The sequence below is a fragment of the Arthrobacter sp. HS15c genome, from assembly GCF_040812005.1.
In the GTDB taxonomy this organism is placed as follows: Bacteria; Actinomycetota; Actinomycetes; order Actinomycetales; family Micrococcaceae; genus Arthrobacter.
The window spans coordinates 99,339-113,221 of sequence record NZ_JBFOHM010000010.1; the positions used below are offsets into that span (position 1 = coordinate 99,339).

At 66.7% G+C, this 13,883-nt stretch carries 12 protein-coding genes; 7 read left to right on the forward strand and 5 right to left on the reverse strand.

Annotation, left to right across the window (positions count from 1 at the left end; translation table 11 throughout):
* The first annotated feature begins 131 nt into the window (after window positions 1-131).
* Both ABV518_RS17340 and ABV518_RS17345 read left to right on the forward strand, forming a co-directional pair.
* Complete coding sequence (locus ABV518_RS17340) at window positions 132-1,541, forward strand: aldehyde dehydrogenase family protein (protein WP_367769282.1); 1,410 nt, start codon at window positions 132-134, stop codon at window positions 1,539-1,541.
* Between the two features lie 88 nt (window positions 1,542-1,629).
* Window positions 1,630-2,553: an AEC family transporter gene (locus tag ABV518_RS17345; protein WP_367769285.1), complete on the forward strand. Its 924-nt coding sequence runs from the start codon at window positions 1,630-1,632 to the stop codon at window positions 2,551-2,553.
* A 78-nt stretch (window positions 2,554-2,631) separates the two neighbouring features.
* Here ABV518_RS17345 and nagB read toward each other — a convergent pair whose 3' ends face one another.
* Genes nagB through ABV518_RS17360 form a run of 3 tightly spaced genes read right to left on the reverse strand, consistent with a single transcriptional unit; the run spans window position 2,632 to window position 5,981 of the window.
* The gene (gene nagB, locus ABV518_RS17350) at window positions 2,632-3,450 is read right to left on the reverse strand and encodes a glucosamine-6-phosphate deaminase (protein WP_367769289.1); all 819 of its coding nucleotides are present in this window, start codon (window positions 3,448-3,450) and stop codon (window positions 2,632-2,634) included.
* Window positions 3,431-4,738 (reverse strand): N-acetylglucosamine-6-phosphate deacetylase, encoded by a 1,308-nt coding sequence (locus ABV518_RS17355; protein WP_367769293.1) that lies wholly within the window; start codon window positions 4,736-4,738, stop codon window positions 3,431-3,433. The genes nagB and ABV518_RS17355 overlap by 20 nt, the downstream gene beginning before the upstream one ends.
* Complete coding sequence (locus ABV518_RS17360) at window positions 4,728-5,981, reverse strand: PTS transporter subunit EIIC (protein ID WP_367769297.1); 1,254 nt, start codon at window positions 5,979-5,981, stop codon at window positions 4,728-4,730. Before ABV518_RS17360 ends, ABV518_RS17355 begins: the two co-directional genes overlap by 11 nt.
* A gap of 186 nt (window positions 5,982-6,167) precedes the next feature.
* On the opposite strand from ABV518_RS17360, the gene ABV518_RS17365 reads away from it, so the two are divergent.
* The 4 genes from ABV518_RS17365 (at window position 6,168) to ABV518_RS17380 (ending at window position 9,655) form a co-directional block, all read left to right on the forward strand.
* A complete protein-coding gene (locus ABV518_RS17365; RefSeq protein WP_131134548.1) occupies window positions 6,168-6,398 on the forward strand; it encodes a glucose PTS transporter subunit EIIB in 231 nt (76 codons plus the stop codon).
* A 26-nt stretch (window positions 6,399-6,424) separates the two neighbouring features.
* Window positions 6,425-6,925, forward strand: a complete 501-nt coding sequence (locus tag ABV518_RS17370) for a PTS glucose transporter subunit IIA (protein ID WP_367769302.1) — start codon at window positions 6,425-6,427, stop codon at window positions 6,923-6,925.
* A gap of 5 nt (window positions 6,926-6,930) precedes the next feature.
* Window positions 6,931-7,650 (forward strand): GntR family transcriptional regulator, encoded by a 720-nt coding sequence (locus tag ABV518_RS17375; RefSeq protein WP_367769305.1) that lies wholly within the window; start codon window positions 6,931-6,933, stop codon window positions 7,648-7,650.
* A gap of 94 nt (window positions 7,651-7,744) precedes the next feature.
* Window positions 7,745-9,655: an alpha-amylase family glycosyl hydrolase gene (locus ABV518_RS17380; protein WP_367769308.1), complete on the forward strand. Its 1,911-nt coding sequence runs from the start codon at window positions 7,745-7,747 to the stop codon at window positions 9,653-9,655.
* Window positions 9,656-9,695: 40 nt separating this feature from the next.
* Here ABV518_RS17380 and ABV518_RS17385 read toward each other — a convergent pair whose 3' ends face one another.
* Window positions 9,696-10,832, reverse strand: a complete 1,137-nt coding sequence (locus ABV518_RS17385) for an IS30 family transposase (RefSeq protein WP_367769310.1) — start codon at window positions 10,830-10,832, stop codon at window positions 9,696-9,698.
* A 145-nt stretch (window positions 10,833-10,977) separates the two neighbouring features.
* On the opposite strand from ABV518_RS17385, the gene ABV518_RS17390 reads away from it, so the two are divergent.
* Window positions 10,978-11,838, forward strand: coding sequence for a prephenate dehydratase (locus ABV518_RS17390; RefSeq protein WP_367769314.1), 861 nt, complete (start codon window positions 10,978-10,980; stop codon window positions 11,836-11,838).
* Here the strand turns inward: ABV518_RS17390 and ABV518_RS17395 are convergent.
* A complete protein-coding gene (locus tag ABV518_RS17395; protein WP_367769317.1) occupies window positions 11,817-13,736 on the reverse strand; it encodes an FAD-binding monooxygenase in 1,920 nt (639 codons plus the stop codon). The genes ABV518_RS17390 and ABV518_RS17395 overlap by 22 nt on opposite strands.
* Window positions 13,737-13,883: the final 147 nt, after the last annotated feature.

Genomic DNA, 13,883 nt, shown 5'->3' on the forward strand with positions numbered 1-13,883 from the left:
TTGACTGTTCGCCTCAGGTCAACCGCCGTTCGCTGATACACAAGACGGCCCGGAGGCAGCGGGGCAGACTCAAGGCATAGCCTCAGGCCACGCCGGCCGGTGCGCATTGCCTACTCGAAGTGGAGTACCCCATGGAAACCTACGACGCCCTGCTGGCCTCGATCACCCCGGCCTCCGGCGAAACCCGGACCATCCTTGACCCCGCCACCGGCAGCCTTGTCGGCGAAGCCCCGGTTCACACCGTCGAGGACCTCGAAACCGCCATCAAAACTGCCTCTGCGGCGCAGCCGGCCTGGGCCGCCCTCGGCCACGGCGCCCGGTCCGCCGCGCTCCTCAAGGCCGCCGACGCCGTCGAACGCTCCGCCGAAGAACTCGCCCGGCTGCTCTCCCGCGAGCAGGGCAAACCCCTGAACGGCCCGAACGCCCGGTTCGAAGTGGGCGCCTGCGCCGCCTGGCTGCGGGCCACCGCCGGCACCCCGCTGGAACCTGAAACGGTGGTGGACGACGGCGAAACGTACGCCGAACTGCACTACCGGCCCATCGGCGTCGTCGGTGCCATCGGCCCCTGGAACTGGCCAATGATGATCACCATCTGGCAGATCGCCCCGGCCCTCCGGATGGGCAACGCCGTCGTCGTCAAACCCTCCGAATACACCCCGCTGTCCGTCCTTGCCCTGGTCAAGGTCATCAACGAGGAACTGCCCGAAGGCCTCCTGACCGTCGTTTCCGGCGGCCGCGAGGTAGGCGCACGCCTCTCCGAACACCCCGCCATCGGCAAAGTCATGTTCACCGGCTCCACCGCCACCGGAAAAGCCATCATCAAATCCTCCGCGGACACCATCAAACGGCTCACCCTTGAGCTCGGCGGCAACGACGCCGGCATCGTCCTGCCCGACGCCGATCCCGCAGCCATCGCCGAGGGCCTGTTCTGGGGCGCCTTCATCAACACCGGACAGACCTGCGCCGCCCTGAAGCGCCTCTACGTCCACGACGACATCTATGACGCCGTCTGCGAGGAACTCACCAAGGTCGCCGCCGCGATGCCGATGGGCGTGGGACTGGACGAAAACAACGTCCTCGGCCCGCTGCAAAACAGGGCGCAGTACGACATTGTGGCAAGCCTTGTGGAAGCCGCCCGCGACTCCGGCGCCCGGATCCTCCTCGGCGGCGACCCGGACACCGGCCAGCCAGGCCATTTCTACCCCACCACCCTCGTGGCCGACATCGACAACAACAACCCCCTGGTCACCGAGGAACAGTTCGGCCCCGCCCTGCCGATCATCCGCTACAGCACCGTGGACGAAGCCATCAGCATGGCCAACGGGCTCGACGTAGGACTCGGCGCATCCGTCTGGTCCCCCAACCTCGCCGAAGCCCGCAAAGTCGCCGCCCGGCTCGAAGCCGGCACCGTCTGGATCAACAAGCACGGCGCCGTGGACCCCCGAGTCCCCTTCGGCGGAGCCAAGCAGTCCGGCTACGGCCTCGAATTCGGCGTCGAAGGCCTGAAGGCCCTTGGCGTCCCGCAGGCCATCAACGGCTGAGGCGCTGGGTTCCTCGTAAAGCCGGCGGAGGGCCCCGCGCATGGAAGACTTGCGCGGGGCACTTAGCGACAGAAATGAGGAAAGCGGCTTGGACGGAGTCTTAAAGGGATTCTTTGTGGTGGGCGTGGTCCTGCTCATCGGCTATCTCCTGGCGAGGACCAACGCCCTGGGACCGCACGGGACAAAGGTGCTCTCCACGCTCACCTTCATGGTGGGGCTGCCGAGCCTAATGTTTTCCATCATCGCGACCCGCCACATCTCCGAAGTCCTCAGCCAGACAGGGCTGATCGCGCTGATCACCGCCGTGTCCGTCATGGCCCTGTTCGCCATCACCGGGGCAATCTGCCGGTGGGGTGTCCGGCGGACCACCATCGGAGCACTGGCCACGGGAATCGTGAATTCCACCAACCTCGGGGTTCCGCTGTCGCTCTACGTCCTCGGCAGCGCCACTTTCGTCACGCCGATCATGCTGTTCCAGCTGGCCATCCTTACCCCGGTGGCGCTGACCATCCTGGATCTTACGGACCCTGCGGGGAAAAAGGCGTCGGTGCGGCGTATCCTCGCCACCCCCTTCCGCAACCCCGTCACGGTGGCCGCGATTCTCGGGATCATCGTCAGCGCCGCCGGGATCGAACTGCCCGCGCTGGCATTGGATCCCCTGGTCCTCGTGGCCCAGCTGACCGTGCCGCTGATGCTGATCATTTTTGGCATGTCACTCCATGGGCTTTCGCCGCGCCAAGGGACCGGCGACCGCGCCCCCACGCTGCTGGCTGTCATCCTCAAATCGGGAGTCCAGCCCGCCCTTGCCTGGGCCCTGGCCGTGTTTGTTTTCCACCTCGACGACTTCAGCACGTTCGTTGTCACGGCCTGCGCAATCCTACCCACCGGCCAGAACGTGGTCCTCTACGCGGTCCGGTACGGCGTGGGGCAAAACCTCGCGCAATCAACGGCCGTCATCACGTCGGTCCTTGCGGTCCCGCTGCTCCTGGGCGCGGCCTGGCTCCTGGGCTGATTCCCGACGGCGGCGGGCCGGGACACGTCATGCCCCGGCCCGCCGTGGTGCTCGCCTGAGTCCGGCCGCCGCAGCGGCTCAGCCCTGCTGGAGCGCGGGCTCCTGCAGCCACGGCCTCGTGGGGGTCTGTCCCAGCTGGTCGTTGAACTCCTGGGCTTCGCGGTAGTAGTCGAGCATGGACAGCCGGGATGCTGCCGCAGGATCCAGCAGGATCACGGCCCGGCGGTGAAGCTGCAGCACCGAGGCCGGGCAGTTGGCGCTGACCGGACCCTCCACCATCGCCTGGACGGCGGCGGCCTTGTTCTCCCCCATGGCCACCAGCACTGCCAGCTTCGCCTCGCGGATGGTCCCCAGCCCCTGGGTCAGGCAGAGCCGGGGGACGTCGCCGTCAGGGAAGAAACGGGCGTTGTCCGTGCGGGTGGCCCCCGCCAGGGTCTTCACCCGGGTCCGCGAAGCAAGTGACGACGTCGGCTCGTTGAACCCGATGTGCCCGTTGGCCCCGATGCCCAGGATCTGGATGTCCACTCCCCCGGCTGCCGCGATCGCTGCGTCGTAGCGCTCTGCTTCGGCAACCAGGTCGGCCGCGTCCCCCTGCGGGGTAAAGAGCCTCTCCAGGGGCAGGTCCACATGGTCGACGAACTCGCGCCGGATGGTGGAGTAGTACGACTGTTCGTGTTCCTTCGGCAGGCCCGCATACTCGTCCAACGTAAAGCCGGTGACCTGGCTGAAGCTGAGCTGCTCCTCGCGATGCCGCCGGATGAGCTCCTGGTAGGTGGAGCTCGGGGACCCTCCGGTGGCAAGGCCCAGGACGGCCGGACCCTGCCGGACCCTGGCCTCGATAATGTCCGCCGCCCGGGCTCCTACATGGTCGACGGACTCACACAGAACTATCTGCACGGTCATTCCTTTCCTGCGTTTGTGGTGTGCCGGCACGGTAGGCCTGCACGAGTTCAAGTTCTTCGGTGGCCGCCAGCACGTCCGCGCGGTATCCCGCGGCGATGGCGCCGACCCGGGTGGGGCCCCGGTCGAGCCCCATCAGCCGGGCCGGGGTGGAGGAAGCGGCGGCCACGGCGTCGGCGAGCGGGATCCCCCATTCGACGCAGCGGCGCAGGTTCTCCAGCAGGAAGCTCGTGGCCCCCGCGATCGCGCCGGGCTCATCCCCTTCCGCCGCGTGGGCACCTCGCGCGGGGGCCAGCCTGGCCACCCGGTCGTGGACCAGCACGTCCAGGCTGCCGAGGGTGTAGTGCCCGTCGGACATACCCGCCGCCGCCATCGCATCCGTGATGAGGGCAATGGAGCGGGAGCCCACGAGGTTGAAGACCATCCGGACGATTTCCGGGTCCAGGTGCACGCCATCGGCAATCAGCTCCAGGACCATGTGCCCGGGTGACTGCTCGGCGGCCTGCAGCATCACCGCGACCGGCCCGGCAGCCCGGTGGCCCAGCGCTGGCATCCGGTTGAACAGGTGCGTTGCCGACCACGAGCCCGCGTCCCCTGCGCCGGCGCCCTCCCCGTCGGCAGCGCCCAGGACGTCCCGGGTCTGCGCCGCGGTGGCATTAGTGTGGCCCAGCGAAGGCACCACGCCGTAGTCCCGGCACAGCTGTACCAGCTCCGCAAAATGGGGGGTTTCCGGGGCCAGGGTCAGTGACCGCACCGTCCCGCGTCCGGCCTCCAGCCATTGCTTCAGGAGCGCCGGATCGCCGTCGATAATGGCGGCAGGGTCCTGCGCGCCGCACATGCTTTTGGTGATGAACGGCCCCTCCAGGTGCAGGCCCGCCAGCGTGCCGTCCGCCACCAGGTCCCGCAGCACCGCGATCTGCTCCAGCAGCACCTTCGACGGCGCCGACACGAGCGAGGCGAGGACCGACGTCGTGCCTTCAGCCGCGTGATGGGCGGCGGCCAGGCGGGCCCCCTCGGCGTCCGCGGAGAAGGTGTCCCCTCCGGCGCCGTGGCAGTGCACGTCCACGAGCCCGGGCAGGATGAGTGGCACCTGCCGGATCCCGGCGTCGAAAGTTTCCGGCAGGTCCGACGTCGGGCCGCACCACTGGATGGTTCCGCCGGCCATCACCACGGTGCCGTCGTCAATCACCGGATCGCCGGGGAGGCCGGTGACGAGGCGGCCCCGCAGCCCCACCACGCCGCCGTCGCCTTCGTTTACCAGGTCCACCGGACGCTCAGCTTGCATCGGCTTTGGCCATGGAGCCGTTCTCGTCCGTTTCATCCTCGCGGCCCATGGTGCGCAGGTTCCAGCGGCGGATCACAAAGCGGAACACCACGTAGTAGATGGCGGCGTAGACCAGCCCGATGGGGATCAGCCAGAGCGGGTTCTGCGCGATGCCAAAGTTCAGGACGTAGTCGATGGCCCCGGCGGAGAACCCGAACCCGTGGTGGATGCCCAGGAAGTTGACCAGCATCATGGACGTTCCGGTCAGGAACGCGTGCACGATGTACAGCGGCCAGGCCACGAACATAAAGGAGAATTCGAGCGGTTCGGTGATGCCCGTGAGGAACGCAGTGAGGCCGGTGGAGAGCATCACGCCGCCCACGATCTTCCGCTGCGACGGCTTGGCTTCCTGCCAGATGGCCAGGGCGGCGGCGGGCAGGGCGAACATCATGATGGGGAAGAAGCCGGTCATAAAGACGCCGGCGGAAGGGTCGCCGGCGAAGAACCGGTTCAGATCGCCGTGGACGCCGTTGTAGTCACCAAGGATGAACCACACAACGGAGTTCAGGATGTGGTGCAGCCCCAGCGGGATCAGCAGCCGGTTCAGGGTGCCGTACACGCCGCTGCCCACGACGGTGTTGTCCGCCACGGCGTTGCCGACGGCGGTCAGGCCGGTGTTGAAGTACGGATAGATCAGGGCCAGGAGCACGCCGATCACAATCGCGGCGAAGGACGTCAGGATGGGCACCAGCCGGCGGCCGGCGAAGAATCCCAGCCAGTCCGGCAGGGTGGTGCGGTGGAAGCGCTGCCAGAGCAACGCCGTCGTCAGGCCCATCACGATGCCGGCCAGCACGCCGTAGTTGATGACGGGAGCCTTGCCGCCCTCCTCGGCTGCGCCCAGCACCAGCGGCGCCATCACCTTGAAGACGTTGGTCAGGACCAGGTAGCCGACGACGGCGGCGAGGGCCGTGGAGCCGTCGCCCTTCTTGGCGAAACCGAAGGAAATGCCGACGGCGAAGAGCAGCGGCAGGTTCTCGAACAGTGCACCGCCGGCGGCGCCGATGACCTGGGCGACGGTGGTCAGGGATTCGAACCTGCCCAGCAGGTCGTCCTGGCCCAGGCGGAGCAGGAGCGCGGCCGCGGGAAGGGCCGCGATGGGCAGCATGAGGCTGCGGCCGAAGCGCTGCATGTTCTGCAGCGCTTTGCCATTGCCCTTGGTCTTGCCCGGTGCGGGGGCGGCCGCTGTGGGATTTTCCGTGGTCATGATGTTCCTCGTCTCGAAGAAGGTGGTGCTTGTGCGGGGATGCTTGTTTCAGTAGAGTCTAGCTAACTGGTTATAACCAGTGACAACCATCACTGTGAAGGGCGGCGGCCTCAGTTGTCAACCTCAAGCCGAAAATTGGCTTCTGGAACCGCCGCCTTTCACCGCTTACCAACACCGGGAGTGGACATGTCCAAAGCAGAAATCATCCTCGCCGCCCTTGGCGGCGCCGGGAACGTCGAAGAGATCGAAGGCTGCATCACGCGCCTACGCACCGAAGTGGTGGACGCATCCCGCGTGGACGAGGCCGCGCTGAAGGCTGCCGGCGCCCACGGCGTCATGATGTCCGGCACGGTGGTCCAGGTTGTTGTGGGTCCCGAAGCAGAGAGCCTCGCCGAAGACATCCAGGACCTGATGTGAGCACGGCTGAAGTGAGCAGCCCCGACGTGAGCACCCCCCAACTGGGCACCGAAGCGCCGGCCCTGGCCATCAGCGTCGCCTCGCCGCTGCCCGGCCGGCTCATCCCGTTGAGTGAAGTGCCGGACCCGGTGTTCGCCAAAGGGCTCGTGGGCGGCGGCGCCGCTGTGATCCCGGATGACGACGCCGGTGTGGTCACGGCCGTCGCGCCGCTGGACGGCAAGGTGGTCAAGGTGATGCCGCATGCCTACATCGTCCAGCACGCGTCCGGGCCTGCCGTCCTGGTCCACGTCGGAATCGACACCGTGGGCCTGAAGGGCGAGGGCTTCACGGTGATCGCGCAGAAGGGCGACCAGGTCCGCGCCGGCGATCCCATGATCACTGTGGACGTCACCCTCGTCCGCTCGAGGAACCTCAGCATGTGCAGCCCCGTGGTGGTCCTGGACACCGCGGCGGACACCATCGCGGCCCCGGCCGCCGGCGGGCGCGTGGAAGCGGGCGCGCACCTGTTCGATCTTCCTGGAAAATAGGAGACATGGATACGGCAGGGGAACTGAAGCACGTCTGGGTACGAAGGCAACTCCAGGACCTGGTGTCCAGCACGTTGCGGCCCGGCGATGCCCTGCTGGGCGAGCGCCAGCTGGAGGAACAGTTCGGGGTCTCGCGGATCACGGTCCGCCGGGCCATCTCGGACCTGGTCCAGGACGGCGCGCTGGTCCGGATCAAGGGCAAAGGGACCTTCGTTTCGCACGGGCTGGTCCGGTCCACCCTGCATCTGGCCTCCTTTAACGAGGACATGCGGCAGGCCGGCTTTGAGCCCAGCACCCGGGTTATCAACGTGTCCACGGCCCTGCCACCGACGGCGGCCGCCGAGCACCTGGGGCTGGCTCCGGACGAGCCTGCCTACCTGGTCCGCCGGCTCCGCCTGGCCAACGGCGCACCGGTCAGCGTGGACGAGTCCTGGCTGCCCCCGAGCCTGCTGCCGGACCTGCTCTCCTCGGACCTGACCGGCTCCCTCTACCGGGCCTTGGGGGCTTCCGGGTTCCCGGTCCAGCAGGCGGAGCAGACGGTGGAGGCCGCCGCGGCGTCGGAGGATACGGCCGCACTGCTGGACATCGAACCGGGGGCACCCGTCCTGCTCTTCAAGCGCCGGTCCTTCACCGGGACCGAGGAGCCGGGAACCCCCATCGAGTACGCGGTCTCGACGTACCGTTCAGACCGCTACCAGGTGTCCATGCGCCTGGCGCTGGGCTGACCCGGCCGGGTCCCGCGACCTGGCCGGGGGGCGGCATTAGGCCGCTTTGGGCTGGTTTGCGGACGGCGGCCATTGCCGCTGGTAGGTTGGCTCCATGCGTGAAACCGCCGATGTGGATGAGGCTGCCAGGCAGCAAGTACTGAGCGTCCTGGAGGCCGACGACGGCATCCAGCGCGCGGATCCTGACTGGCCGGAATTTGTTCGAAGGCTGGACGTTCACTTCCCTGATCTGTGCGGACTGTTCCGTTCCCTGTACGGGTCCCGGGCGGACTGGCAGGACCAGCTGGGCGCCCTGGTCCTGCAGTGTGCCCGCTCCTGGCAGGAACGTCCTGCGGGCCTGAAGGCGCTGGACGCCGAGCGTGAGGGCGACAGCAACTGGTTCCAGTCCAACCGGATGCTCGGCGGTGTCTGCTACGTGGACCGGTACGCCGCCAGCCTCGACGGTGTCCGCGACCGGATTCCTTATTTCAAGGAGCTGGGGCTGACCTACCTGCACCTGATGCCGCTGTTCCTGGCACCGGAACCGTTCTCCGACGGCGGATACGCCGTCTCCAGCTACCGGGAAGTCAACCCGAAGCTGGGCACCATGGAACAGCTGCGGGCCCTGGCATCGGAGCTCCGCGAAAACGGCATCTCCCTGGTGGTGGACTTCATCTTCAACCACACCTCCAACGAGCACCACTGGGCCCGCCGGGCGGCTGAAGGGGACCCCGAATACAGCGACTACTTCTGGATCTATCCGGACCGGACCATGCCCGACGCCTTCGAACAGACAGTCCGCGAAATCTTTCCCGACGACCATCCCGGCTCCTTTGTCCCGCTGACGGACGGGCGGTGGGTGTGGGCGACATTCCACACCTACCAATGGGACCTGAACTACGCCAATCCGGCCGTGTTCCGCGCCATGGCGGGCGAAATGCTGTTCCTGGCCAACCAGGGCGTGGACATCCTCCGCATGGACGCCGTTGCCTTCATCTGGAAGCAGCTGGGCACACCGTGCGAGAACCTGCCCGAGGCCCACTTCCTGCTGCGTGCGTTCAACGCCGTGTGCCGGCTGGCGGCGCCGTCGCTGCTGTTCAAATCGGAGGCGATTGTGCACCCGGACGAGGTGGCGCTCTACATCGATCCGGCCGAGTGCCAGCTCTCCTACAACCCGCTGCAGATGGCGCTTATCTGGGAATCGCTGGCCACACGCAACGTTTCCCTGCTGTCACAGGCGCTTGAGCGGCGGCACAACATCGCCGACGGGACGTCCTGGGTGAATTATGTCCGCAGCCATGACGACATCGGCTGGACGTTCGCCGACGAGGACGCGGCAGAGCTGGGGATCAACGGCTTTGACCACCGCCGGTTCCTCAACGCCTTCTACGTCAACCGGCACCCCGGCAGCTTTGCCCAGGGCGTCCCGTTCCAGGACAATCCGCGCACCGGCGACTGCCGCATCTCCGGGACCACCGCCTCCCTGTGCGGACTGGAGGACGATCCTGACCACGCGGTAGGCAGGATCCTGCTGGCCCACTCGGTCGCGTTCAGCACCGGGGGCATCCCGCTCCTGTACCTCGGCGACGAGGTGGGGCAGCTGAACGACTACCAGTACGCCATGGAGGACGGGCACGAGTCGGACAGCCGCTGGGTCCACCGGCCACACTATCCGGCGGAGCAATACGCCCGCCGGCACGATCCGGCCACTCCTGAGGGTGCCATCTACGCCGGCCTGAAGCGCATGATTTCCGTGCGTGCCCAGACGCCCGAACTGGCGGGCACACGCCTCATCGATTTCCACACCAACGCCCCGGGAGTCCTGGGCTACCAGCGCCCCGGCGAATCCGGCACAGTCCTGGTCCTCGCCAACTTCAGCGACGGCCCGCAGCAGCTTCCGGCGGTGACGTTCTCGGGGTTCTCGGCTGCCGCCGTCGACCTTCTCACGGACGCAGCGCGCAGCCTCGCGGACGGCGTCACCCTGGCCCCGCACGAATACGTCTGGCTCCGCGTCACCCCCAAGTAAGTAGCAGCAGATGCCGTTTTGAGGGGACGGTTTCAGGCGGTCATCGCAACAGGAATGTTCTGATCATTTCATTTGGGGTGCAGTAGTCGAAGCGTTGTCGGGGTCTGTCGTTGATTTGGTGGGCGACGTAGTCGAGGTCGGTTTGGCTGTGGACGCTGAGATCGGTTCCCTTGGGGAAGTACTGGCGGAGCAGGCCGTTCATGTTCTCGTTCGAACCGCGCTGCCAGGGTGAGTGGGGATCGCAGAAGTAGATATCAATATCGGCTGCGATCTTCACTTCCTTGTGGCGGCGCATTTCGGTGCCCTGGTCCCAGGTCAGAGACTGGCGCAAGTGGTCCGGGAGGGCGCCCATTTTGGCGATCAGCCCGTTCCTGACAGCTTCGACCCGGTTCACGCCGTGCTGGATGTGGATCAGCATCAGGAATCCTGTGGTCCGCTCCACAACGGTGGCGATACTGCTCTTGCCGTCCTTGCCCAGGATGAGATCGCCTTCCCAGTGGCCGGGAACGGCCCGGTCTTCGACCTCGGCGGGGCGGTCCGCGATCATGACCATGTCCTGGATCCGGCCGCGGCGTTCATCGGGCCGGCGCTGGGGCTTGCGCAGGGTCCGGCCGGTGCGCAGGTTCTTGGCCAGTTCCCGCTTCAGCCCGCCGCGTGACTCCACATAGAGGGACTGGTAGATCGTTTCGTGTGACACCCACATCTCCGGGTCGTCGGGATAGTCCTTGCGGAGCCGGCCGGCGATCTGCTGCGGGGATGACCGGCCCTGAAGCCCGTCCTGGACCTTTTCGCGCAGCTTCTCGTTAGTCACGAGCTTAGCCAACTTCGGACGCCCCGCACGGTCGTGGGCGCGGGCATGGGCGGTCGTCGCCCGGTAGAGATAAGGCTGGTCTGCGTTGCGGCGCAGTTCCCGTGACACGGTCGAGGGAGCCCGGCCCAGCCGCCGGGCCATTTCCCGGACGGCCACGCCCTGAGCCCGCATCACGGAGATTTCCTCGCGCTCACGGAAGGTCAGCGAACGTCCCGCCAAGGCGCGGCCACGGCGGGGCCGGATCCCGCCCACGGCCCGCAATTCATTCCGGACAGTGGTCACCGACCACCCAACCGCGGCGCCGGCGTCGTAATACCCGCCGCCCTCAGCCACCTGCTGCCAGAACCTCTGGACAACCTCAGCCACCAACCGATTCGAGAACTTCGCCATGGAAATCAACACCCCTTAATAATCAAGGTGTTGCGATCACCGCATGAAGCCAAGGGCTGAAAACGACATCTGCTGCGACCCAGTTGGGAGGCTGGGCGCGGGGCGTGACACCATACGGATCATGGCCCAGAAGATTGCGTACCAGGGTGAGCCCGGCGCCAACTCCAATATCGCGTGCAAGCAGATGTTCCCCGAACTGGAAAGCGTTCCGTGCGCCAGCTTCGAGGACGTCTTTGAAGTGGTGTCCAGCGGCGACGCGGACCTTGCCATGATCCCGATCGAGAACTCGATTGCCGGCCGGGTGGCGGACATCCACACCCTCCTGCCGCACTCTGGACTGCAGATCGTGGGCGAGTATTTCCTGCCCATCCATTTCGACCTGATGGGGATCCCGGGCAGCACCATCGAGGCCGCCACCGAGGTCCACAGCCACATCCACGCCCTGGGCCAGTGCCGCCGCCTGATCCGCGACGCCGGCCTGCGTCCGGTCATTGCCGGTGATACCGCCGGTTCAGCCCGGGAAGTCCGGGAGTGGAACGACCCCAGGAAGCTCTCCCTCGCTCCCCCGCTTGCGGCGGTCCTGTACGGGCTGGAGGTGCTCGCCTCCCGGGTGGAGGACGACCCCTCCAACACCACCCGGTTTGTGATCCTGGCCCGCGAAAAGGAACTGCCGGCCCGGGAAACCCTCCCCGGACCGGCAATGACCAGCTTCGTCTTCCGCGTGCGGAACGTACCGTCAGCGCTCTACAAGGCGCTGGGCGGCTTCGCCACAAACGCCGTGAACATGACCCGGCTCGAGAGCTACATGGTGGGCAACGAATTCTCCGCCACGATGTTTATGGCCGATGTCGAGGGCCACCCCGAGGACCTGCCGCTGAAGCTGGCCCTTGAGGAGCTGGACTTCTTCACCACCGAGGTGCGGATCCTCGGCGTGTACGCCGCCGCCGAGTACCGGGCGGTTCAGGCCGCCGCAGCCGTCTGACGCCGTTTTAGCAGCGGCGCGAAGAACGCGGCGAGCTCCGCAGTCGCCGTCAGGGGCAGGACGTTTGCCACGTACTGGTCCGGCCGGACCACCACCACAACGCCGCCGCGGTCCAGGCCGCGCTGTTCAAAGATGTCGGCTTTCGGGTCGGTGCCAAAGACCTTCTCAAGGTAGGTGAGCCGGAACGGGCCCACCGTCGGCTTGAAGGCGGCCGGGACAGCGTTGATATCGATGTCCGTATGCGGCTGCTGGTAGATAACCTTCACATCGAACCACGCGTCAACGTCGGCGCCCGACGGCGTTGCCGCCAGCGGTGAGTCGGGCGAGTTCGCGATCCACTCGGCGAAGTCCGCGGTCGCCGATGCGGTGCCCGCCTCTTTCGTGCCGGGTGAGGCCGCGTCTGCGAAGACGTAGATGCGCCACCGGCCGTCCGCTGTGGCGTGGTGGCCCAGCTGCATCGGGTTGGTGTCGCAGACCCGGACGACGGGTGCGGACTTGAACCGCTTGCCGACGGAGAAGCCGGTGGCCAGGTCCTGGTGCTTCGCCTCGGCGACCACCATGGAGGGCGCATACTGCGTCATGAATCCGGCGGGGAACTCGGCAGTGCTGACGTAGAAGTTCTCCAGCTCCGTGGGGTCTTCGAACTCCTCGGGCTTTTTGGCCATCAGGGTGGACCACTCTTTGTCGAAGTCGATGAGGTTCTTCGCCACCACCTGGCGCTCGGCCGAGTACGTGGCCAGCAGGGATTCCGGGCTGCGGCCCTCGAGGACGTGCCCTAGCTTCCAGCCGAGATTAAAGCCGTCCTGCATGGAAACGTTCATGCCCTGGCCCGCCTTCGCGCTGTGCGTGTGGCAGGCGTCGCCCGTGATGAACACGCGCGGCGAGCGCGTACCGCGCTCCTCCGGGAGGACGTCGTCGAACCGGTCAGTCAAGCGGTGGCCCACCTCGTAAACGCTGTGCCACGCTACGTTTCGGACGTCCAGCGTGTACGGGTGCAGGATCGCGTTGGCCTTAGCGATGATCTGCTCGATGGTGGTGTTGCGGACGGCGCCATGGCTGTTCGGATCAACCTCGCCGAGGTCCACATACATGCGGAAAAGGTGGCCGCCTTCGCGGGGAATCAGCAGGATGCTGCCGCCGGCGCCGGACTGGATGGCGCACTTGGTGCGGATGTCCGGGAAGTCCGTGACGGCGAGGACGTCCATCACACCCCAGGCGTGGTTAGCCTGGTCGCCGGCCAGGTGGCAGCCGATCGACTCGCGGACCTTGCTGCGTGCTCCGTCCGCACCCACGACGTACTTGGCGCGGATGACGCGTTCGTGGCCCTCGTTCGGGCCGGCGGTGTGAAGGAGCGTCACGGTGACGGGGTACTCGCCCTCGCCGGTGACCTTGAGACTGCTGAACTCGTAGCCGTAGTCGGGGGCCATGCGGGTTGGGGAATTCGCCATGAACTCGGCGAAGTAGTCCAGCACACGGGCCTGGTTGACGATCAGGTGCGGGAACTCGCTGATGCCTGTTTCGTCGTCGACGGCGCGGGCGGCACGGATGATGCGGGAGTGGTCCGCGGGGTCCGGCTTCCAGAACGCCATCTCGGTGATCCGGTATGCCTCGGCGATGATGCGCTCGGCGAAGCCGAAGGCCTGGAAGGTCTCGACGCTGCGCGCCTGGATGCCGTCGGCCTGGCCGATGGCGAGCCGGCCGCCGCGGCGCTCAACGATGCGGGTGGTGACGCCGGGGAACTGGGAAAGCTGCGCGGCGGCGAGCATGCCGGCAGGCCCGGAGCCGACGATGAGAACGTCGATTTCGTCGGGAAGCTCAGTGGGCCGGTCGATGCCGACGCCGGCGGCCGGCTGGACCCGGGGGTCACCGGATACGTAGCCGTGGTGGTGGAACTGCACGGGATGTCCTCACTTCGTTGTGTGGCTGGGTATCGCCAAATCGGTGTTCGATAATAGAATTTTACGTTCGATAATAGAAAATTTGCTCTGTGATCCAGAACTCTACGCCAGGTTTGAACCGCGCGACAAGTGCCAATTCTTCGGCCC